The sequence below is a fragment of the Metallibacterium sp. genome (assembly GCF_054637675.1).
Window position 1 is genome coordinate 12,686 of the sequence record NZ_JBTSRB010000013.1, and the last position, 22,480, is coordinate 35,165.

The window sequence follows — 22,480 nt, forward strand, 5'->3', positions numbered from 1 at the left end:
GGGAGTGATGGCTGCAGGCCTCTCGCGTCGATTATCGCGAGCGCCGCCCGCGCAGCGCAAACCTCAAGCCAATGCAAGATGCCGCGGGCGCACCCAGAACAGCAGCAGCAGCGCCGCCAGCAGCGCGCAGCCGGAACTGAATCCGAACGCCACCAGCGGCGCCAGGTGCTGCCACAGCCAGCCGAACAGCACCGAGGCCGGCAGCAGCATCAGACCCACCACGAGGTTGTACCAGCCGTAGGCGGTGCCGCCGCGCTCGCGCTGCGCCAGGTCGCCCACCAGCGCTTTCTCGGCGCCTTCGGTCGCGGCCAGGAACAGTCCGTAGAACGCGAACATCGGCCACAGCAGGATGGGGTGTGCCGGCAGCAGGCCGAACAGCAGGTAGAAGCCGGCGTAGATCACCCAGCCGGCACCGATCACGCGGGTGCGCCCCAGCCGATCGGACAGGCTGGACAAGTGCGTGGAAAATAGCGCCGCCACGCCCGACATCAGCGCCCACAGCAGCGGGATCTGCACGTCGCTGACGCCCAGATCGTGCGCGCGCAGCAGCAGAAACATGTTCGAGGAATTACCCAGGGTGAACAGCGCCAGCACCAGCAGATACCGGCGCAGCGCCGGGCTTTGCTCGCGCAGGCGCCAGTCGAACGGCACCGACTTGAGCGCCGGCTTCATGTCCGGCTCGGGAATAGCCAGCGCCAGCGCGATCACTACCAGCGCGGGGATGATGGCGAGATAGAAAATGTGCGCGATCGGCATGCCCAGCGCCAGCAGTCCAGCCGCCGCCAGCGGGCCGATCACCGCGCCCAGATTGTCCATGGCGCGATGAAAACCGAACGCCAGGCCGCGCTGCGATGGCGCCACGCTGGCGTTGAGCAAGGCATCGCGCGGCGCGCTGCGCAGGCCCTTGCCCAGACGATCGGCAAAGCGCAGCACTAGCACGCCTGGCCAGCTCGTGGCCAGGCCCAGCAGCGGACGCGCGACGGCCGCTAGGCTGTAGCCACCGACGACCCAAATGCGCATGCGCCGCATGCGATCCGCCAACACGCCTGCGACCAGTTTGACCAGGCTGCTGACCGCCTCGGCCACGCCCTCGATCAAGCCCAGCGCGCGCGGCCCGGCCATCAGCACCGTGGCCAGATACAGCGGCACCAGCGGATACACCAGCTCGCCGGCGCTATCGTTGAACAGGCTGATCAAGCTCAGCAGCAGCACGGTGCGCGGCAGCGCGCGCAACAGCTTCCTCATGCCTTGTCCCCGCCGCGTGCCTGGGCACGCGCCGCGCGCAGGGCATCGAGTTTTTCCTTGATGCGCAATTCAAGACCACGCTCGACCGGCGTGTATAGTTGCAACCCGTCCAGCGCGTCGGGCAGGCATTGCTGATCCAGCGCCACGCCGCCGGCGCGATCGTGGTCGTACTGATAGCCCTTGCCGTAACCCAGCTCCTTCATCAACTTGGTGGGCGCGTTGCGCAGATGCATCGGCACCTCCAGCGTGCCGGTTTCGGCGACCACGCGCCGCGCCTCGCCCAGCGCGCGATACACCGCGTTGCTCTTCGGCGCCACGGCCAGATACACCACCAGTTCGGCTAGGCCCAACTCGCCCTCGGGGCTGCCGAGGCGCTCGTAGGTATCCCACGCATCCAGCGCCATGCGCCATGCACGCGGATCGGCCAGACCGATGTCCTCGACGGTCATGCGCAGCGTGCGCCGCGCCAGATACAGCGGATCACAGCCGCCATCGAGCATGCGCGTCAGCCAGTACAGCGCGGCATCGGGATCGGAGCTGCGCACCGACTTGTGCAGCGCCGAGATCTGGTCGTAGAACTGCTCGCCACCCTTGTCGAAGCGGCGCGTACGCTCGGCCAGCACGCGCGTCAGCGTATCGCGGTCGATCACGCCCGCGCGCGCCAGTTCGCTGGCGATTTCCAGAAAGGTCAGCGCGCGGCGCACATCACCGTCGCCGGCCTGCGCGATCGCCTGCAGCGCGTCATCGTGCAACTTGAGATGCAATGCGCCGAGGCCGCGTTCGTCATCGTCCAGCGCCTGCTGCAGCGCGACCACGATGTCATCGGCCGAGATCGCCTCCAGCACATGCACGCGGCAGCGCGAGAGCAGCGCCGAGTTCAGCTCGAAGGACGGGTTCTCGGTGGTGGCGCCGATGAACACGATGATGCCGCGCTCGATCGCGGGCAGGAATGCGTCCTGCTGCGCCTTGTTGAAACGGTGCACCTCGTCCACGAACAGCACGCTGCGCAAACCCTGCGCGTAGCGCGCCTCGGCCAGCGCCAGCGCGGCGCGCACCTCGGCCACGCCGGATAGCACCGCGGAAATCGCCACGAATTCGGCTTCGGCGTAGTGCGCCACCAGCCGCGCCAGCGTGGTCTTGCCGCAACCGGGCGGCCCCCACAGCACCATCGAGTACACCTTGCCCGCCTCCAGCGCCTGGCGCAACGGCGCATCCGGCGCCAGCAGACGGCGCTGGCCCACCATTTGCTCCAGGCGTCGCGGGCGCATGCGCTCAGCCAGCGGCTGCAACGCGGTGGACTCGGGCAGCAGCGAGGGTGTGACGGGGGAAGGCTTGCGCGGCATCGGGCGATGATAAGGCCGCGGCCATCTCTGTTGGGCGGTTTGAAAAACCGCTCCGGCACAATGATGTGCCGCCGCGATGAGCGCGTCCGCGCTTGTCGCGACAAAAGTGGCGCAGCTTCGCCGCGACCGTTTGCTTGCACATAATCGTTTTGAATCAGGTGGCAGGATGCCCGGTTTTGCAAATTGAGTTAGTTCTTGAGCGGGTAGGCCTCGGCCGTCGGCACATCGCCGATCACATCGGCACCGGGCGGCGGGGTGAAGCGGAACGTATCGGCGGGCAGCTTCGCGTTACGTTGCCAGTCGCTGAAACGGATGGTGGTGCGATCGCCCAGCAAATCCTCGAATACCATGGTCTGCAACTGGTTGTCGGCAAAACCCAGCTCGGCGTACTTGAACTCGGCGTGGTCGTTGTTCGGGCGCAGCTTCAGCCACGCCTGGCCGTCGTGCGCGCCGTCCTCGCTGACCTTGAACTGGCGGTCGAGCAATTTGAGATCGGTGAGCACGTTGAGCGGGCTGTGCGCCTCGGCGCTGTTTTGCGCGCGCACCGTCACCTGTTGCAAATCGGGGTCGTACACCCACACGCGCTTGCCGTCGGCGACGATGATCTGGTGGTAGGGACTGCTGACCTGCCAGCGGAACAGTCGTGGCGCGGCCAGTTGCAGCGTGCCGGTGGCGTTGCGCCCGGGATTGCCGTTGGCATCCACACTCATCTGGCTGAAATGCGCGCTGACCGATTGCAGACCCGCCGCGAAGGCATCGAGCTGCGCGCGCGCGCTACCCGCGGCCTGCGCCAGCGCCGGCAAGGACAAAACCGCCACGCACAGCATCACGAGGATGCGGTGAATACGGGCATGACGTGAAGCATGGGAATTCTGAATGTTCATGCAAACCGTGGAGGAATAGTTGAACTGGACTGCACGCAGCATGCCGTCACCTCGCTGCATCGCGATGAAATGGCGAAACCGGGTTACTCCCGCGGCGCTGGCGCCAGCACGCTGCGGTTGCCATTGTGCTCGGGCGGGCTGACGATGCCCTGTTGCTCCATCATCTCGATCAGGCGCGCGGCGCGGTTGTAGCCGATGCGCAGGTGCCGCTGCACGCCCGAGATCGAGGCGCGGCGGCTGCGCACCACGATATCCACGGCCTTGTCGAACAGCGCGTTGTCGCTGCCACCCTCGCCTTCGGCATCCTCGGGCAGGCCGGATTCACCGATCACCTTGCCATCGCCCAGCACCTGCACTTCTTCCAGCACACCGGCGATGAAATCGGGGCGGCCCTGCGCGCGCAGCCAATCGACCACGCGGTGCACCTCGGCATCATCGACGAAGGCGCCATGCACGCGCTCCGGCGTGGCGGTGCCCGGCGGCAGGTACAACATGTCGCCGTGACCGAGCAGGGTTTCCGCGCCGGACTGATCGAGAATGGTGCGCGAGTCGATCTTGCTGGATACCTGAAACGCGATGCGCGTGGGGATGTTGGCCTTGATCAGGCCGGTGATCACGTCCACCGAGGGCCGCTGCGTGGCCAGCACCAGATGCACGCCGGCGGCGCGCGCCTTCTGCGCAAGCCGCGCGATGAGCTCCTCGACCTTCTTGCCGACGATCATCATCATGTCGGCGAATTCGTCGATCATCACGACGATGGAATACAGTGTCTGCAACTGCGGCGGCGGCGCGTTGGGCGCGCTGGCATCGGGCTTGAACAGCGGGTCCAGCAGCGGCTGCCCGGCGGCCCGTGCCTCGCGTACCTTCTTGTTGAAACCGGCCAGATTGCGCACACCCAGCGCCGACATCAGCTTGTAGCGCCGCTCCATCTCGGCCACGCACCAGCGCAGCGCGTTGGCGGCTTCCTTCATGTCGGTGACCACCGGCGCGAGCAGATGCGGGATGCTCTGATAGACCGAAAGCTCCAGCATCTTCGGATCGATCATGATCATGCGCACATCGCTGGGCGCGGCCTTGTACAGCAGGCTCAGCACCATCGCGTTCAGCGCCACCGACTTGCCCGAGCCGGTGGTGCCGGCGACCAGCAGATGCGGCATCTTGGCCAGGTCCACCACCGCGGGGCGTCCGCCGATGTCCTTGCCCAGCGCCAGCGCCAAGGGTGACTTCTGCGCGTCGTACTCCTTGGAGCGCAGGATCTCGGACAGATACACGATTTCGCGGTGCGCGTTGGGGATCTCGATGCCGATCACGCTCTTGCCGGGGATCACATCGACCACGCGCACGCTCTGCACCGACAGTCCGCGCGCGATGTCCTTGTCGAGGCTGGAGATCTGGCTGCCGCGCACGCCGGCGGCGGGTTCCATCTCGAAGCGCGTGATCACCGGGCCGGGAAACACGCTGACCACGCTGGCCTCGATGCGAAAATCGCGCAGCTTGGCGGTGAGTTGCTCGGACAGCACCTTGAGCATTTCCTGCGACCAGCCCTTGTTGATGGACGGCTTGGCCTCATCCAGCAGCGACAGCGGCGGCAGTTGCCCCGGCATGGTCGGGCCGACGAACAGCGGGATCTGGTTCTCGCGCGTGGCGCGATCGCTTTTCTCGACCATGGGCGCCGGCGGCGGCTCGATGCGCACCGGCTCGCGCTCGGACTTGCGCTTGCTTTCGATGCGGCGCACTTCCTCGCGCTCGATGCGCTGGCCGCGCGCGGCCAGCACCTCGGGCGCGCGCTTGAGGTGCGCGCGCAGCCAGTCACCGACGATCAGGGTCAGGCGTCCGGTGCGGTCCATCACCGCGAACCAGGACAGGCCCGTGGCCAGGGTCACGCTGACCAGAAACACCGCGAACAGCAACAGCGTGGCGCCGGGCAGACCGAAGCCGCCTTGCAGCGGATGCCCGATCAGGCGTCCGAGGATGCCGCCGTAACCGGCGGCGAGGTCCGTCGCGGTGCCCAAACGCAGCGCCGCCAGCGCCGCGCTCGAGGCCACGAAGCCGACGAAACCGATCAGGCGCAGCGTGGGCTCCAGCGGCGAGCGCGGCACGCTCGCGCGCTCACGCAGCACATGCAGCGCCAGCGCCGCCAGCAATACGGGAAACGCGTACGCGGTGATGCCGAAAAACCACAGCAGCGCATCGGACAGATACGCGCCGATCAAACCGCCCCAATTGGCCACGCCCAGTTGCGGACCGGAGTGCGACCACGACGGATCGTCGCGGTTGTGCGTGAGCAGGCACACCAGCACATACAAAGCGATGGGAAACAGCAGCAGCGCGCCGGCTTCGCGCAGCAGGCGCCGCGCGCCCTCGCTGAGCGCGATCTTGCCGTTCGTGCTGCTCGTCTTGCCGTTGGCCGCCACCGTCATCCTGCTTGCCGAAATCCTGCGGCAGATTACACCAGCAAGTGCTCGCGCTGGCATCGGGAACCAGTGGCGCGCAGCGCTCGGGCGCTCGGCAGCGCATGATCCGCCCGCGGCAAATCATCAACGCACCGCCTCACCCCGGCGCAATGGACAGCAGCGAAGCGCGCGATGCCCCTCAGACCACGCCCTGCAGCGCCGGATGCACGATCTTGCCGGCCTCGATGTTGATGCCGACGCGCAGCGGCTCGTGCCTGCGCCACTCGGCGCTTGCCGCCAGACGCTGCACGTATGGCAGGATCGCGGCCGAAATCGCATGCGATGAAGTCTGCGGCACGGCGCCCGGCATGTTGGTCACGGCGAAGTGGGTGACGCCGTGCACGCTGTAGGTGGGTTCCTTCCACGTGGTTGGACGCGAGGTCTCGAAGCAGCCACCCTGATCGATGGAAATATCCACCAGCACGCTGCCCTTCTCCATCGACTTGACCATGGCCTCGGTGACCACGCGCGGCGCCTTGGCGCTGGGGATCAGCACCGCGCCGACGACGATGTCGGCGCTGGCGACTTCCTCGGCCACCAGCGACTCGTAGGCATACAGCGCGGTGACGTTGGCGCCCATGGCCATCATTTCGGCCAGGCGATCGGGGCGTTTGTCGAACACCACCACGTTGGCGCCGGCGGCGGCGGCCAGCGCGGCGGCGTTGCTGCCCGCGGCGCCAGCGCCCAGCACCACCACCTTGCCGCGCGGCGTGGCCGGCAGGCCGCCCAGCAGCTTGCCCTTGCCGCCTTGCGGCTGGTGCAGCAGCGTGGTGCCCACCTGCGTGGCGATGCGTCCGGCGATCACCGACATCGGCAGCAACAGCGGCAGGCCGCCATTGTCCTCGACCGACTCGAAAGCCACGCCGGTCAGGCCGATCTCCAGCAGTTTGCGCGTCAGCTCCGGCTCGGCGGCCAGATGCAGATAACAGAACAGCAGGTGGTGTTTTTTCAGCAGCGCCAGATCGCCGGCGATGGGCTCCTTGACCTTGACGATCAGCTCGCCCTTTTCGTACAGCGCCGCGGCATCGGGAACGATGTGCACGCCGATACGCGTGTAGGCGTCATCGCTGAAGCCGCTCTTGAGTCCGGCACCGGACTGCAGATGAACCTCGTGGCCGTGCCGCACCAGATCGGCGCAGGCAGCGGGCACCAAGGCCACACGGCCTTCGAGCGTCTTGGTTTCTGAAGGAATGCCGATACGCATGGGGAATGACCTCGCAGGGGATGAGTGTATTCGTCGCGCGGCTTGATTCGAGCATCCGCCGTCCCCATGCTGCGGCACTTCAGGCCTGTCGCGATGGGCGCGTCCAGCGACGCGTGGCAGGCCGCGTTTTCGCCGCAACCAACTGGAAATGATACATGAGCCCCCCTCGCCACAGCCGCGTGCTGATCCTCGGTTCCGGCCCTGCCGGCTACAGCGCCGCGGTCTATGCCGCGCGCGCCAACCTCAAACCGCTGCTGATCACCGGGCTGCAGGCCGGCGGCCAGCTCACCACCACCACCGATGTCGATAACTGGCCTGGCGACGTGCAGGGCGTGCAAGGCCCCGAGCTGATGGAACGCATGCAGCAGCACGCCGCGCGCTTCGCTACCGAGGTCGTGTTCGACCACATCCACGAGGCGCGCCTGGGCTGCCGCCCATTTCGCCTCGTCGGCGACAGCGGCGAATACACCTGCGACGCGCTGATCATCGCCACCGGCGCCAGCGCCAAGTACCTGGGCCTGCCCTCCGAGCAGGCGTTCGCCGGCAAGGGCGTGTCGGCCTGCGCCACCTGCGACGGATTTTTCTATCGCGGCAAGGACGTGGCGGTGATTGGCGGCGGCAACACCGCGGTCGAGGAGGCGCTGTACCTGGCCAACATCTGCAGCAAGGTCACGCTGGTGCATCGGCGCGACAGCCTACGCGCGGAAAAAATCATGCAGGACAAGCTGTTCGAAAAGCAGCGCGCGGGCAAGATCGAGATTGTCTGGAACAGCGGTGTCGACGAGGTGCTGGGCGATGCCAGCGGCGTCACCGGCCTGCGCATCAAGAGCACGCAGGACGGCAGCACGCGCGAAATCGCCGTGCATGGCGTGTTCATCGCCATCGGCCATAGCCCCAACACCGCTATCTTCAAGGACGAGCTGAGCATGCGCGAAGGCGGCTACCTGGTGGTGCACGGCGGACTGCAGGGCAATGCCACGCAGACCAGCATCCCCGGCGTGTTCGCCGCCGGCGACGTGGCCGATTCGATATACCGCCAGGCGGTCACCAGCGCCGGCACCGGCTGCATGGCCGCGCTGGACGCCGAGAAATATCTCGACGGCCTGGGGCACTGAGCGGCACCAGGCGATGACGCTGGCGCTGCGCACCCTCGAGCGGCTGGACACGATCGCCGCCGCCAAGTGGGATGCGCTGCGCCCCGATGACAACCCCTTCCTCAGCCATGCTTTTCTCGCCGGGCTGGAGCAACACGGGTGTCTGCGCGCCGACTGGGGATGGCAGGCGCGGCATCTGGGTGTGTTCGAGGACGACCGGCTGGTGGCCGCCGCGCCGCTGTATCTGAAGTTCAACTCGCATGGCGAATTCGTGTTCGACCACGCCTGGGCGCAGGCGCTGGAGCGCGCCGGTGGCGACTACTACCCCAAGCTGCTGTGCGCGGTGCCGTATTCGCCCGTGGTCGGGCCGCGCCTGCTGGTCGGCGCTGGCGCGGGTGCGGATGCGCGCCGCGCCGCACTGCTGGCCGGCCTGCGCGAGCTGATGCAGAGCGCACAGCTCAGCTCGACGCACCTGCTGTTTCTCGAAGCCGACGATCTCGCCGCTTGTGCTGCCGATGACGCGCACTGGCTGGCGCGCAACGACGTGCAGTTCCATTGGATCAACCGCGGCTGGCACACGTTCGAGGATTTCTTGTCCGCGCTCAAGCACAAGAAACGCAAAAACATCCGCGCCGAACTCGCGCAGGTGGCCGCTTCGGGTCTGCACATCGAATGGCGCGCAGGCAGCAGCCTCGATGCGCACGAGTGGACGGCGGTGCATGCGCTGTACCTGGACACCTTCGCTGCGCACGGCAACCTCGCCGCACTCAACTCGGAATTTTTCGCGCGCCTCGGCGCTGCCCTGCCCGGCCATGTGTGGCTGGCGCTGGCGCGCGCGGGCGATGTCATCGTGGCGATGGCGCTGTTTCTGAGTTCATCGAGCACGCTATACGGCCGCTACTGGGGCAGCCGCGTGCAGGTGCCGGGCCTGCACTTCGAGCTGTGCTACTACCAGGGCATCGAGCACTGCCTGCGTACCGGTCTGCAGCGCTTCGAGCCAGGCGCGCAGGGCGAGCACAAGCTGGCGCGCGGCTTTCTGCCCACGCTGACGCACTCGCGCCACGCCATCGCGCATGCCGGGCTGCGCCACGCCGTCGTGCAGTATCTCGCGCATGAGCAATTGCAAGTGCAGGCGTGGCGTGCCGAACTGCTGACGCATTCGCCCTACGCGCAATGAGTGCGCGTCGTTGATTGCTCACGTGCACGCGCATTACGGACACACACCCGCGCCGCCCGTACGATGCACCCATGACCACCGCCCAGCCCTACCTGCTGGCCCCCGACGACACGCGCTTCCCGCCGGTCGCGCGCGCGCATGCATCCGGGCTGCTGGCCGTCGGCGGCGATCTGCGTCCCGAACGCCTGCGCGCGGCGTATGCGCACGGTATCTTTCCCTGGTACAGCGCGGGCGCGCCGCTGCTGTGGTGGTCGCCCGATCCGCGCTGTGTGTTCGACACGGCGCACACGCGCCCGCAACGGCGCTTCGCACGCACGCTGCGCGCGCTGCCGTGGACGCTCAGCGTCGATCGCGCTTTTGATCGGGTGATCGCCGCCTGCGCCGCGCCGCGCGCCGGCCAGCGCGGCACCTGGATTACCCCGGCGATGCGCCGTGCCTATGTGCGGTTGCACCAGCTCGGCCACGCGCATTCGTTCGAGGTGTGGAATGGCACGCAGTTGGTCGGCGGCCTCTACGGCGTGGCCAGCGGCGGCATGTTCTCGGGCGAATCCATGTTCAGCGCGCGCAGCGGCGGTTCCAAGGTGGCGCTGTACGCCGTCTGCCGCGCACTGGCCGCATGGCGCATGCCGCTGCTGGATGCGCAAGTCGCCAACGCGCACACGCTGGCGCTGGGTGCCATCGAGATGCCACGCGCGGCGTTCATCGCCACGCTGCAAAGTCTGGCCGATGTGCACGCGCCCGGCGATTGGGATGCCGCGCTGCCGCTGCGCCACGCCGTGGAACTGATCACCGAAGTTTGAGCGTTTCGTGGCGCAGTGTGCGCGCCAAAGTTCGGCAGCAGCCGGACCGCGTAGCCATCGCCACGGCCCGTTGAACGCCGCTCAGCGCCGCTGCAGCTTGCCCAGCAGGCTGAGGATTTCGATGTACAGCCACACCAGCGTGACGGTCAGGCCGAAGGCGCCGTACCACTCCATGTTGCGTGGTGCGCCGGCGGCGGCGCCGCGCTCGATCATGTCGAAATCGATCAGCAGATTGAACGCCGCGATGCCCACCACCAGCAGACTGAAACCGATGCCCAACGGGCTGGCGCTGTTGATCAGGCCGATCTGCGAACCGAAGAAGCCCATCACCATGTTGATGAGGTACACCACCATGATGCCGCCGGTCGCCGCGACGATGCCCATGCGCAATTTGTCGGTCACCTTGATGATGCGGCTGCTGTACAGGAACAGCATCACCGCCATCACGCCGAAGGTCAGCGCCACCGCGGTGACCACCACGCCGGGGTAGCTCAGATCGAAGATCGCCGAGATGCCGCCGACCACGAAGCCCTCGGCGATGGCATACAGCGGCGCGGTGATGGCGATGAAGCGCTTGGCGAACACCGATACCAGCGCCAGTACCAGGCCGGCGATCAGCCCGCCCATGAGGAACGGCGCGACCGCGGCCATGGCGGCGGCGGCCGCATCCTTGCCGCCGACGGCCAGCGCCGCGTCGAAGCGCAGCCAGGTCCAGCCCGCGGAGACGCAGACCAGGATCAGCATGATCGCGGTCTTGCCAATGGTGCCGTTGACGGTCATGCGCTCGCCGCCGATGGCGAGGCCTTCGAAGTTGGACGAACGCAGCAGCGGATTGCCGGAAGCCATGACGGAGCCCTGATTGAGAGAAGAATGTTGCGAATGCGCAGTGCTATGACCGCGACCGCGCACCGATGTTCCCGGCGCGTTGCAGCGCGCACGATACACCGCGCGTAATGAAACCAGGCACAACCGCACGATTGCGATTTCGTAAACTCTCGAGCCTGCGGCGGCCTTCACGTGTGCGCCGGGGGAACTGCCTTCCTTGTGCTGCGCGACAAATCCGCTGAGCATTGCACCGATGACAATCACCAGCTTCCAGCAACTCGCCAACTTCATCTGGTCCGTCGCCGACCTGCTGCGCGGCCCTTATCGCCCGCCGCAGTACGAGCGCGTGATGCTGCCGCTCACCGTGCTGCGTCGCTTCGACGCCGTGCTGGCGCCCAGCAAGGAGGCCGTGCTCAAACGCCACATCGAACTCAGCGCCAAGGGCATCGCGAACATCGATGCCATCCTCAATAACCTGGCCAAGGACGAGGATGGCAAGCCGCTGGGTTTCCACAACCACAGCCAGCTCGATTTCCAGAAGCTCAAGGGCGACCCCGACAACATCGGCCGCCACCTGGCCGACTACATCGCCGGCTTCTCCGAAAATATCCGCAAGATCTTCGAGCGCTTCGAGTTCGAGAAAGAAATCGAGAAGCTTGAAGAATCCAACCGCCTCTATCAGGTGGTCGCCCAGTTCGCGGAGATCGACCTGCATCCGCGCGCGGTCGACAACATCACCATGGGCCTGGTGTTCGAGGATTTGATCCGCCGCTTCAACGAAGCCGCCAACGAAACCGCCGGCGACCACTTCACCCCGCGCGAAGTCATCCAGCTCATGGTCAACCTGCTGCTGGAGCCGGATACACAGGTGCTGACGCAGGCCGGCGTCATCGTCACCATCTGCGACCCGGCCTGCGGCACCGGCGGCATGCTGGCCGAGGCACAAAACTGGATACGCGCCCACAACGAGCAAGCCACGGTCAAGGTCTTCGGCCAGGACTACAACCCGCGCTCCTACGCCGTCGCCGCTTCCGACCTGCTGATCAAGGGCCACAAGGACGGCCAGGTGGTGCTGGGCAACACCCTCACCGACGACCCGTTTCCGGACCAGCGCTTCGACTACCTGCTGGCCAACCCGCCCTTCGGCGTGGACTGGAAGGCGGAGAAGAAGATCATCGACCGCTGGCCCAACTTCAGGGGCTACAGCGGCAAGCTGCCCCGCATCAACGATGGTGCCTTGCTGTTCCTGCTCTACATGATGAGCAAGTTCCAGGACTACGCGCCCGGGAACCGCGAAAAAACCGGCTCGCGCACCGCCATCGTCTTCAACGGCTCGCCGCTGTTCACCGGCGGCGCCGGCAGCGGCGAGAGCGAGATCCGCCGCTGGATCATCGAGCGCGACCAGCTCGAAGCCATCGTCGCCCTGCCCGAGCAGATGTTCTACAACACCGGCATCGGCACCTTCATCTGGGTGGTCACCAACCGCAAGGCCGACCACCGCAAGGGCAAGATCCAGCTCATCGACGCCCGCAGCCGCTACACGCCGATGAAGCGCAGCCTGGGTGACAAGCGCCGCTATCTCGACCTGGCCGCGCTCGACGCCATCACCCGTGAACACGGCGCGCTGGAGAACGGCCAGACCAGCCGCGTCTTCGACAACACCGACTTCGGCTATCGCCGCATCACCGTGCTGCGCCCGTTGCGCCTGCGCTTTCAGATCACCGAGGAGGCGCGCGAGCGCTTCCTCAACACCTGCCCCGAGCTGTTCGATGCCCTGCAGGCCGTGCAGGACGAACTGGGCAGCGAACCGCTGCTGGACTGGAACCAGGCCTGGGATGCCGTGCAGCAGGTGTTCAAGGACCTGCACGACGATATCGAGGGCTGGGCCAAGGGCGCCAAGGGCACGGCGCAGACAAAATCGCCCGGAGCGATTTTGGACAGCCGAAGGCTGGCCCGAGCGAGAGCGAGGGCGAACCCCATGGACGGGGTTCGCAAGAAGATCTTCCGCGACTGCTTCACCACCGTGGACCCCGAGGCCGCGCCGGTGATCGCCAGGCAGCACAGGGGCGATCCGCTGGTAGGCGCCGGCGCGCTGTTTCCAAATCAGACACTCCCACAGTCGCTGACCACACGCGATCTGTACTCGCTGCTCGGGCTCGGCACACTCCCCTCGCCCACCGGGAGAGGGGCCGGGGCCAAGGGCTGGCACATCGAGTACGAACCCGACCCGGCGCTGAAGGACGCCGAGAACATCCCGCTGAAGGAAGACATCGTCAGCTACTTCCTGCGCGAAGTACGGCCCTATGTGGCGGATGCCTGGATCGACCGCGAGACGCTGGACGAGCAGGACGGCGGCATCGGCAAGGTGGGCTACGAGATCAACTTCAACCGCGTGTTCTTCCAGTACCAGCCGCCGCGACCGCTGCACGAGATCGATGCGGAGCTGGCCGGCGTGGAGCAGCGGATTCTGAAGTTGCTGCGGGAGGTGACGGAGTGATCGCTGATGAATGGATCAAGGAATCCATGCCGACCGATTGGAACGTGGCAAGGGTCAAAGACCACGCGAGAGTCATAAACGGCTACCCCTTTGACTCGAAGTTGTTTGCGACGGACGCAGGCCATCCTCTCGTGCGCATCAGAGATATCTCGAGCTCGGAGACTGTTGTTCGCTACGACGGGGACTGGATACCTGAAGCCGCGATTGCCACGGGCGATATCCTTGTAGGGATGGACGGTGATTTCAATGTCGCTCGTTGGAAAGGTAGCGATGCATTGCTCAACCAGCGGGTCTGCTGCATTCGAACGGCCGACAGCATTGACCCCGGTTATCTTTACTACACCTTGCCGGCGCCCCTGCGACTGATCAACGAGTTCACCTACTCAACGACCGTAAAACACCTCTCGTCGTTTGATGTTCTTGACATTCGTCTTCCATACCCTCCAATCGAACAGCAGAGAATCATCGCCAACTACCTCGACCGCGAAACCGCCCGCATCGACGGGCTGATCGCCGAGAAGGAACGCATGCTGGCGCTGCTGGAAGAAAAACGCGCCGCCCTCATCAGCCGTGTCGTCACCCGCGGCATCAATCCCGATGTCACGTTCAAACCTTCCGGCTTGGAGTGGCTAGACGAGATTCCGGCGCACTGGCAAGAGCCACGGGCCAAGGGTCTATTTCGGGAAGTCGATAGGCGAACGGAGACAGGCGAAGAGACGCTGCTCTCTTTGCGGATGGGAAAAGGGCTTGTGCCTCACAACGAAGTCTCAGAAAAGCTTCTGGAAGCGAGTGACGTCACTGGGTTCAAGAAGATCGAGCCGGGTCAAATGGTGGTTAATCGAATGCGTGCGGCCAGCGGGCTGATTGCAGTAGCCACAGAATCTGGATTGGTCAGTCCTGACTACGCAGTGTTCGATGTTGTGGACCAAGATCTATCCATCGAGTACTTCCTCGAACTGTTCAAGACTTCACTTCTTCAAGCAGTTTTCAGATCCTCGTCGAAAGGTCTGGGTACGGGTGAACAAGGATTCCTGCGCCTATACACAGATGCTTTCCTGTCTCTCCATTTCCCGTATCCACCGGTTGCCGAACAACGCGCTGTCGCGTCGTTCATCGAGCAACAGCGTTCGGAGATGCTGCAAATGGAAAACCTACTTGGTCGTTCAATTGACCTTGCCAAGGAGCGCCGCGCCGCGCTGATCTCGGCCGCCGTCACCGGCCAGATTCCGCTGGAGGGAATGACCGGATGAAACCGGAAAGCCCCACCTGCTGGATCATCGCCGGCCCCAACGGCGCGGGCAAAACCACCTTCGCACTGGAATACCTGCCGCAGGTGGCGGGTGTCGCGCATTTCATCAACGCCGACCTGATCGCCGCCGGGCTGTCGCCGCTCGCACCGGAACGCGAGCTGCTGGCCGCGAGCCGCATCTTTCTGCACGAGCTGGAAGCGCGCATCGGAGCGCGGGAGAGTTTTGCCTTCGAAACCACCCTGGCCGGACGCGGTTATCTGCGCCTGGTGGACCGCCTGCGCGGCGACGGCTGGCGCGTGGAACTGATCTATCTCGCCCTGCCCAGCGCCGAAATGTCCCGCCTGCGCGTGGCCGAGCGCGTGGCGCACGGCGGCCACGACATTCCTCTGGCCGATATCGAACGTCGCTTTCCGCGCAGCCTGCGCCATCTGCTGGACGAGTTCGGCCACCGCGTGGATCGAAGCACCTGCTTCATGAACGACGGTGACAGCCCGGTGCTGGTGTTCGAGCAGCAGGGCGACGGGCGCGACGTGGTCCACGAAGGCTACTATCAACGCTTGTTGAAGGAGGCAAAGCCATGAACACGAGCCACGAGGCGGCACCCTCCGCCGATGGCCGGCGCATGCTGGAAAGCCTGCGGCAGGCCGTCGGCAAGGCCCTCGAGCGCAAGCGCCGGCTGGGCCAGTACGCCGTGGTGTGGCGGCACGGCAAGCCCTGGGTGATCAACGCCGATGCCTCACGCGTGGCGGAAGAGGCTGCGCCCTGGCGGACAGAGCGCTGAAGTGAAGTCGACTTCCGAGGCCGCGTTCGAAACCGCCATCGAAGCGGTGTTGCAGGGTGATGGCTACGCGCGCGTCGATGGCCGGGGCTTCGACCGCGAACGGGCGATCTTCCCCACCGAGGCGCTGGCCTTCATCCAGGCCACGCAAGCCAAGGCATGGGAAAAGCTGGAAGCTCTACACGGTGAACAAACCGGCGCGCGCGTGCTGGAAGCGCTGTGCAAGTGGCTGGATACCTACGGCACGCTGGACACGCTGCGCCACGGTTTCAAGTGCTTCGGCAAGACGCTGCGGATCGCGTTCTTTCGCCCGGCGCACGGGCTCAACCCGGAGCTGGAAGCACGCTACCAGGCCAATCGCCTCGGGCTGACCCGACAACTGCATTTCAGCCCGCGCTCGGAACAGTCGCTGGATGTGGTGCTGTCGGTCAACGGCATCCCGGTGGTGACGCTGGAGCTGAAGAACCCGCTCAGCGGCCAGACCGCCGCCAACGCGATCCACCAGTACCGCCACGACCGCGATCCGCGCGAACCGATCTTCGCTTTCAGCAAGCGCGCGCTGGTGCACTTTGCCGTCGACACCGAGGAGGCGCACATGAGCACGCGCCTGGCGGGTTCGTCCACGACCTTCCTGCCCTTCAACCGGGGCCTGGACGGTGCTGCAGGCAATCCGCCCGACCGCGAAGGGCGCAATTACAAGACGGCCTACCTGTGGGAAGAGGCGCTGCAGCGCGACAGCCTGCTGGACCTGCTGGCGCGCTTTCTGCACCTCGACGTGCAGGAGAAAATGACCGAGGACGGCAGGAAGGTGCGCAAGGAAAGCCTGATCTTTCCGCGCTATCACCAGTTGCAGGCGGTGCGGCAGATGGTGACCAGCGCCGCCATGGAAGGCGTGGGGCACAACTATCTGATCGAGCATTCGGCCGGCAGCGGCAAGAGCAACACCATCGCGTGGCTGGCGCACCGCCTGTCCAGCCTGCACAACGCGCGCGACGAGCGCCTGTTCGACAGTGTCGTGGTCATCACCGACCGCGTGGTGCTGGACCGGCAATTGCAGGACACGATCTACCAGTTCGATCACCGTCAGGGCGTGGTGCAGAAGATCGACGAGGATTCGCGCCAGCTCGCCGAGGCGCTGGAAACCGGCGTGCCGATCATCATCACCACGCTGCAGAAGTTCCCGTTCGTGTCCGGGCAACTGATCAAGCTCGCCGAGGAGCGCGGCGGCCCCTCTCGGGCGTCCAGCCCTCCGGGGCATAAGCCCGTCCCTGGGCAAAACGGCAGCAAGAGCCATCTGCCCACGCGCAGGTACGCCGTGATCATCGACGAGGCGCACAGCTCGCAATCGGGCGAGACGGCGACCGAGCTCAAGGGCGTGCTGGGCGGCGCGGAGCTGCGCCGCAAGGCACAGGCGATGGCCGAGGAGGAGGGCGAAGCCGAGCTGGAGCGCCTGTTTCGTTCCATGGCCAAGCGCGGCCATCAGCCGAACATGAGTTTTTTTGCCTTCACCGCCACGCCCAAGCACAAGACCCTGGCGATCTTCGGCCGCAATGGCGAGCCCTTCCACCGCTACACCATGCGCCAGGCCATCGATGAACACTTCATCGAGGACGTGCTGAAGAACTACGTCAGCTACAAGACCTACTACAAGCTGATCAAGAAGGCCGAGGCCGATCCCAACGTCGAGCGCAAGAAAGCCGCTCAGGCGCTGGCCCGCTTCATGCGCCTGCACCCGCACAACATCGGCCAGAAAACCGAAGTGATGGTCGAGCACTTTCAGCACTTCACCCGGCACAAGATCGGCGGCCACGCCAAGGCGATGGTGGTCACCGGCTCGCGCATGGAGGCGGTGCGCTACAAGCTGGAATTCGACCGCTACATCCTTGAGAAGGGCTACCCGATCAAGAGCCTGGTGGCGTTCTCGGGCACCGTGGAAGACGACAAGATTCCCGAAAAAACCTACACCGAGGTCGGGATGAACGGAGGCCTCAAGGAAAAGGAACTGCCCGACACCTTCGCCAAGCCGGAATTTCGCGTGCTGCTGGTGGCCGAGAAATACCAGACCGGCTTCGACCAGCCGATGCTGCACACGATGTATGTCGACAAGCGCCTGGGCGGCATCCAGGCGGTGCAGACGCTGTCGCGCCTGAATCGCATCCACCCGCTGAAAAACGACACCTTCGTGCTCGATTTCGTCAACGATCCCGCCGAGATTCAGGAGGCCTTCCGCCAGTACTACGAAGGCGCGGTGATGGGCGAACAGGTCGATGCGGACAAGCTGTACGAGGTGAAATCGGAACTCGACGCGTCAGGCATCTACCTGCAGACCGAAGTGACGGAGTTCGCGCGCGTGTTCTTTGCGCCCAAGCGGCGGCAAAGTCCCGGCGACCACAGGGCGATGAACGCCCTGCTCGATCAGGCCGTGGCGCGCTTCGCGCGGTTGCAGGGCAGCGATGAGGACGAGGCTGAACTGTGGCGCGGCAAGCTGCAAGCCTTTCGCAACCTGTACGGCTTCCTGAGCCAGGTGATCCCCTACCAGGACAGCGACCTGGAGAAGCTGTTCACCTACCTGCGCCACCTCGCACTGAAACTACCCAAGCGCAAGAACGGGCCTGGCTATCAGTTCGACGCCGAAGTCGAGCTTGACTACTACCGGTTGCAGAAAATCAGCGAAGGCTCGATCAGCCTTGACGAGGGCTACGCCAAGCCGCTCGACGGCCCGCGCGAGGTCGGTTCGGGCATGGCGCGCGAGGAGCGCGTTTCGCTGTCGCGCCTGATCGACCTGATCAACGCGCGCTTCGGAAGCGAGCTGAATGACGCGGATCAGTTGTTCTTCGACCAGATCGCGGAAGCGGCCAGCCAGAACGAATCGCTGCGAAAAGCCGCCGAAGTGAACTCCCTCGACAAATTCCACCTGGTGTTCCGGCAGGTGCTGGAGTCGCTCTTCATCGAGCGCATGGAATTGAACGAGGAGCTGTTCACCGACTACATGGGCAAGCCGGAGATGCAGGAACTGGTGTCGAAATGGCTGGGCGGCAGGGTCTACGATAAGTTGTCGGCGAAGAGCGGCGCTGATTCCGCGTAATAGGTTCAGCCAGCCGCATGCGCACGCCGCGCCAGCAGCACGGGCTGGAACAGCACGTCATCACGGCGCTGCGCATGGACAAAGCCGGCTTCACCCAGCAGCGTCAGCAGCCGTGCGATGCTCACGGCGTAGTAGCGGCTGGTGAGCACCTGCGTCGTGCAGGCGCCCGTGGGCGATTCGGTGGTCAGGTAAACGCGCAAGTCGTACTGATCGCCGTCCCACTCCCACACCTGCACGGCGAGAAACCGGCTGCCCGCTGCATGGCGCATGCCGTAGGGCCGCACGTCCGGGTTCACGCGCACGATGCTGGCGTAGTCGCGCACCGAGAAAATCGCGACACCGCCCGCGCGCAGGCAGCGATGGCAACTGCGCAAGGCTTGCAGCAATTCGGCGTCCGACAGCAGGTGCGGAAGGCTGTTGTCGCAGGCGAGTACCACCGCCATGCTTTCCGATTCGACACCGCGCAGCGTGCGCAGATCATCGACCTGCACGCAGGCGCGCAGGTCACGGCGGACGAGTTCATCGCGCAGCCGCGCCACCGCGCCCGATGAAATATCCGAAGCCGTCAGCCGATAACCGTGCCGCGCCAACCCGATACTCTGCGTGCCGATGCCACAGGCGGCATCGAGTATCGGCGCACCCGGTGCGATGCCCTGCGCCGCGAACAGATCAGACAAGGCATCGCCCTGGTGCGTGATCGCGGCTTCCCAGTCACCGTAGAGCAAGTGATAGTAAGGCGCGAGCCGGTCATAGAACGTGGCGGTCATGCGCTGATCGTGCCACGTCACGGCGCGGAGTGAGCATCTTCGCCATGTCGTATGAGCGCGTCACGACTGGCATCAACTGGATTCCCGCCTGCGCGGGAATGACGTTGACAGAGTCGAGAGAAATGATCGTGGAGCAGTAACGTCCACTACGCTAGTCATTCCCGCGCAGGCGGGAGGCGCTTCACCGTCAGCGAAGCTGGTCATCCAGAAGCCGCATATCGAAAGGCAAGCTCTGACCAGATTGCAGATAAATTCAGATCTGCCTACTTCGGCCCCAGCGCCGCCGCGATCCGCTGCCGCCGGCAGTACCACTTGCGGCAGCGCTCGCCCCTACAGCGTGCGCCGCATCCGACATCCATCCTCGTGCAGGTGTCGACCACAAAGCGAATGGCGTGCGGCGATGCACCGATGTATTCAGGCCGATGCCGCCATCATGCCCAGCATGTGGTCGATAACCTTGTTGTGTTCGTCCTGTGGACTGAACAGGATGACCTCGGCGGCGTCAACAACGCTCACGCTATGCCCGGGCGGCCAGTAGAAAAGATCGCCGCCGGTGATTATCTCTTCCTGCTTGTTGGCGTAGCTAACGATGAGCTTGCCCTGCAACAGGTAGCCCCAGTGCGGGGATTGGCAGAGGTCACCTTTCAGCCCCTTGAGCAACGGCGCGATGTCGGCGCCAGCGCCCAGGGAAAAATACTCGCCGCTGAGCTTGCCGCAGCCGGAGGCATCGCCGAAGTCCATCTTTTGGCGAGCCACCGCGCCGGGCGCGTCGATGCGCACAGGGATGTCGTTTTTGGCGATGTGCATGGTTGTTTCTTCTCGCGTGTACGGCGGACTCAGGGACGCGCTTCGTAGACCAGATTGAACGGCGTCTCGGTGGCGCGGCGGAAGCGCTTGAAACCGCCATCGCCGACGACCTTGTGCACACGCGTCTCGCCGGCCTGCGCGCCCAGGCACAAGCCGATCTCCTGCGCGCGCGATGCCGGCGTGCAGACCAGCGTCGACACCGAGTAGAAGACGCGCCCGACCGGGTTGATGTTGTCCTCCAGACGGTCATTGGCGAACGGTTCGACGATCATCCAGGTGCCATCGGGCTTGAGGCTCTCGCGGATATGGCCTGCGGCGCCTACCGGGTCGCCCATGTCGTGCAGGCAGTCGAACACCGTCACGAAGTCATAGTCCTTGCCGGGGTAGTCCTTCGCCGTCGCGACCTCGAACTTCACGCGGTCGCTGACGTCAGCGCGCTTCGCGGCCTTGCGTGCGCGTTCGATCGACGGCGCGTGGTAATCGAAGCCGACGAAGCTCGATTTCGGGTACGCCTGCGCCATGATGATGGTCGAGGCGCCGTGGCCACAGCCGATGTCGGCGACCTTGGCGCCGCGCCGCAGCTTGGCCTCTACCCCATCCAGGGCCGGAATCCACTCCTGCGCCAGATGCGCGTTGTAGCCCGGCCGGAAGAAACGCTCCGTGCCATGGAACAGGCCGGCGTCATGTTCGTGCCAGCCCAGGCCCTTGCCGTTGTGGAAGCGCTCGATCATGTCCGGCACCGCCCGCAGCGAGGCGGTGGCCAACTCGAACGCGCCGGGAATGTAGCCCGGGCTGTCCTCGTCGGCGAGCGCGAACGCCTGTTCCTCGGTCATGCTGAATCGCCGCGTCGCGGCGTCGTACTGCACGTAACCACCCGCCGCCTGCGAGCTCAACCACTCGCGCACATAGCGCTCGTCGGTATCGGTGCGCTGCGCCAGCTCGCCTGCCGTCATCGGCCCGGTGGCGAGCGCCTTGTAGAGTCCGAGCGAGTCGCCGATCACCACCATGCCGGCATGCAGCGTCGCGCCGAGATCGGTCACGAAGTGGCCCATGAATGCATCGAGTCTTGCCATATCGATGGACATCAGTCATCTCCCGGGTTTCATCGCCAGGCGGGATTACCAGCAACGTATCCACTTTGTAATAATTCAACGCGGGTAGGACAATACGTAAAGCCACGTAGCAATCGAGAACCAACATGGCCCGCCCAGGCAATCGTCAACAGTGCACTGCACTCGATGTATTGCATGCGATCGGCGCGGCCTGCGTCGACGGCAGGGATTTCGCCCGGCATGGCGCAATTGAGCGCCCGCGGCTGGCCGCCTCCGGATCCTGGCGGTCGCACTGCCCCCTCGACGCTGGCGACACCGAGGCTACGCCCAGGCATCGCAATCCACCGTTGACACGGCGCGAACGCGAAGTGCTCGACTGGGTCTGCGCCGGCAAGTGCAACCGCGACATCGCGGCGATCCTCGGCGTCAGTCGGCGCACGGTGGAGAAGCACCTTGAACACATCTACATCAAACTCGGCGTCGAAACGCGCACTGCGGCGGCGATGCGGGGAATGCAGAGGAGCCGCCACGGCTGAACGCAAGTGTCGATGGCGACTCGCGATCGAAGTCCGCTGCCGGACCCGACCCGCGATGCAATCGCGCATCAGCCGTGCATGTGGTCACGGGTGCCAGTCACCGCTGAGCAGGTGGTCGTGTGGCGCTAGCTGTCATGGAACACCGTAGTCATGGACTTGCGTTGTCACCTCAGGCGCTGGCGTGAGCGACTTCGCCATGTTGTGCGAGCGCACCGCGTAGCCCAATTCCGCGTATAGGGCGATGGCGGCGACGTTGAACGTCCAGACCTCGAGACGAGTCTCGCTAGCACCGCGCGCTTGCGCCCAAGTTTCCGCCGCGCGCATCAACGCACGACCGAGCCCGAGGCGCTGATGTGATGGCGCGATTCCGATCGATCCGATGCGGCCGAATCGCAGGGGCTGCAAAAGACTATGCGACTCCTCGACAAGGTCGACGACGGCATATCCAAGCACGCCGCGGGCGTCGACTGCGATGAAAGTCGTGGCATGGCCGGAAGCAATGAATCGCACCCAGTGCGCGCGGTCGCGATGTGCTGGCGCGGCAGGCGCGAATACATGCGGCCACGCCTCGTGATGGATGGCGTTGACTGCGGCGCCGAGCGCGCAGATGCCGTCCAGATCAGCACCCGTTGCTTCGCGCACGGCGGGCATGTCGTGGTCCAAAGTCGCGCCGGCCATGGGCG

At 65.3% G+C, this 22,480-nt stretch carries 19 protein-coding genes; 9 read left to right on the top strand and 10 right to left on the bottom strand.

Features of this window, described 5'->3' with window-relative positions; all coding sequences use genetic code 11:
• Positions 1 to 63: 63 nt before the first annotated feature.
• The 5 genes from ACYDAT_RS06320 to ACYDAT_RS06340 form a co-directional block, all read right to left on the bottom strand.
• The gene (locus ACYDAT_RS06320; protein WP_461449065.1) at positions 64 to 1,245 is read right to left on the bottom strand and encodes an MFS transporter; all 1,182 of its coding nucleotides are present in this window, start codon (positions 1,243 to 1,245) and stop codon (positions 64 to 66) included.
• Positions 1,242 to 2,588, bottom strand: a complete 1,347-nt coding sequence (locus ACYDAT_RS06325; protein ID WP_461440076.1) for a replication-associated recombination protein A — start codon at positions 2,586 to 2,588, stop codon at positions 1,242 to 1,244. Before ACYDAT_RS06325 ends, ACYDAT_RS06320 begins: the two co-directional genes overlap by 4 nt.
• Positions 2,589 to 2,776: 188 nt before the next feature.
• The gene (gene lolA / locus ACYDAT_RS06330) at positions 2,777 to 3,433 is read right to left on the bottom strand and encodes an outer membrane lipoprotein chaperone LolA (RefSeq protein ID WP_461441605.1); all 657 of its coding nucleotides are present in this window, start codon (positions 3,431 to 3,433) and stop codon (positions 2,777 to 2,779) included.
• Between the two features lie 122 nt (positions 3,434 to 3,555).
• Positions 3,556 to 5,892, bottom strand: a complete 2,337-nt coding sequence (locus tag ACYDAT_RS06335; protein ID WP_461449067.1) for a DNA translocase FtsK — start codon at positions 5,890 to 5,892, stop codon at positions 3,556 to 3,558.
• 172 nt (positions 5,893 to 6,064) lie between these two features.
• A complete protein-coding gene (locus tag ACYDAT_RS06340) occupies positions 6,065 to 7,129 on the bottom strand; it encodes an alanine dehydrogenase (RefSeq protein WP_461440078.1) in 1,065 nt (354 codons plus the stop codon).
• Positions 7,130 to 7,284: 155 nt separating this feature from the next.
• On the opposite strand from ACYDAT_RS06340, the gene trxB reads away from it, so the two are divergent.
• From trxB to aat, 3 genes are all read left to right on the top strand, one after another.
• Entirely contained in the window at positions 7,285 to 8,244 is a 960-nt protein-coding gene (gene trxB, locus ACYDAT_RS06345) for a thioredoxin-disulfide reductase (protein WP_461440079.1), read from the top strand.
• A gap of 13 nt (positions 8,245 to 8,257) precedes the next feature.
• Positions 8,258 to 9,400, top strand: a complete 1,143-nt coding sequence (locus tag ACYDAT_RS06350) for a GNAT family N-acetyltransferase (RefSeq protein WP_461449069.1) — start codon at positions 8,258 to 8,260, stop codon at positions 9,398 to 9,400.
• 71 nt (positions 9,401 to 9,471) lie between these two features.
• Entirely contained in the window at positions 9,472 to 10,200 is a 729-nt protein-coding gene (gene aat, locus ACYDAT_RS06355; RefSeq protein WP_461449071.1) for a leucyl/phenylalanyl-tRNA--protein transferase, read from the top strand.
• Between the two features lie 81 nt (positions 10,201 to 10,281).
• Here aat and ACYDAT_RS06360 read toward each other — a convergent pair whose 3' ends face one another.
• Entirely contained in the window at positions 10,282 to 11,046 is a 765-nt protein-coding gene (locus ACYDAT_RS06360) for a Bax inhibitor-1/YccA family protein (protein WP_461439144.1), read from the bottom strand.
• Between the two features lie 232 nt (positions 11,047 to 11,278).
• On the opposite strand from ACYDAT_RS06360, the gene ACYDAT_RS06365 reads away from it, so the two are divergent.
• The 5 genes from ACYDAT_RS06365 to ACYDAT_RS06385 are packed head-to-tail and all read left to right on the top strand — an operon-like array spanning position 11,279 to position 18,635.
• Positions 11,279 to 13,522, top strand: coding sequence for a type I restriction-modification system subunit M (locus tag ACYDAT_RS06365; protein ID WP_461449073.1), 2,244 nt, complete (start codon positions 11,279 to 11,281; stop codon positions 13,520 to 13,522).
• Positions 13,519 to 14,772, top strand: coding sequence for a restriction endonuclease subunit S (locus ACYDAT_RS06370; RefSeq protein WP_461449075.1), 1,254 nt, complete (start codon positions 13,519 to 13,521; stop codon positions 14,770 to 14,772). The genes ACYDAT_RS06365 and ACYDAT_RS06370 overlap by 4 nt, the downstream gene beginning before the upstream one ends.
• Entirely contained in the window at positions 14,769 to 15,353 is a 585-nt protein-coding gene (locus tag ACYDAT_RS06375; protein ID WP_461449077.1) for an AAA family ATPase, read from the top strand. Before ACYDAT_RS06370 ends, ACYDAT_RS06375 begins: the two co-directional genes overlap by 4 nt.
• On the top strand, positions 15,350 to 15,553 hold the full coding sequence (locus tag ACYDAT_RS06380) for a hypothetical protein (protein ID WP_461449079.1): 204 nt from the start codon (positions 15,350 to 15,352) through the stop codon (positions 15,551 to 15,553). Before ACYDAT_RS06375 ends, ACYDAT_RS06380 begins: the two co-directional genes overlap by 4 nt.
• 1 nt (position 15,554) lies before the next feature.
• Positions 15,555 to 18,635, top strand: a complete 3,081-nt coding sequence (locus tag ACYDAT_RS06385; RefSeq protein WP_461449081.1) for a type I restriction endonuclease subunit R — start codon at positions 15,555 to 15,557, stop codon at positions 18,633 to 18,635.
• A gap of 5 nt (positions 18,636 to 18,640) precedes the next feature.
• Here ACYDAT_RS06385 and ACYDAT_RS06390 read toward each other — a convergent pair whose 3' ends face one another.
• The 3 genes from ACYDAT_RS06390 to ACYDAT_RS06400 form a co-directional block, all read right to left on the bottom strand.
• Positions 18,641 to 19,402, bottom strand: a complete 762-nt coding sequence (locus tag ACYDAT_RS06390; RefSeq protein WP_461449083.1) for a class I SAM-dependent methyltransferase — start codon at positions 19,400 to 19,402, stop codon at positions 18,641 to 18,643.
• 414 nt (positions 19,403 to 19,816) lie between these two features.
• Positions 19,817 to 20,209: a cupin domain-containing protein gene (locus ACYDAT_RS06395; RefSeq protein WP_461449085.1), complete on the bottom strand. Its 393-nt coding sequence runs from the start codon at positions 20,207 to 20,209 to the stop codon at positions 19,817 to 19,819.
• 29 nt (positions 20,210 to 20,238) lie between these two features.
• Positions 20,239 to 21,249 (bottom strand): class I SAM-dependent methyltransferase, encoded by a 1,011-nt coding sequence (locus ACYDAT_RS06400; protein WP_461449087.1) that lies wholly within the window; start codon positions 21,247 to 21,249, stop codon positions 20,239 to 20,241.
• 158 nt (positions 21,250 to 21,407) lie between these two features.
• On the opposite strand from ACYDAT_RS06400, the gene ACYDAT_RS06405 reads away from it, so the two are divergent.
• On the top strand, positions 21,408 to 21,797 hold the full coding sequence (locus ACYDAT_RS06405) for a helix-turn-helix transcriptional regulator (RefSeq protein WP_461439155.1): 390 nt from the start codon (positions 21,408 to 21,410) through the stop codon (positions 21,795 to 21,797).
• A gap of 132 nt (positions 21,798 to 21,929) precedes the next feature.
• On the opposite strand, the gene ACYDAT_RS06410 is transcribed toward ACYDAT_RS06405, so the two are convergent.
• On the bottom strand, positions 21,930 to 22,475 hold the full coding sequence (locus tag ACYDAT_RS06410; RefSeq protein ID WP_461449089.1) for a GNAT family N-acetyltransferase: 546 nt from the start codon (positions 22,473 to 22,475) through the stop codon (positions 21,930 to 21,932).
• Positions 22,476 to 22,480: the final 5 nt, after the last annotated feature.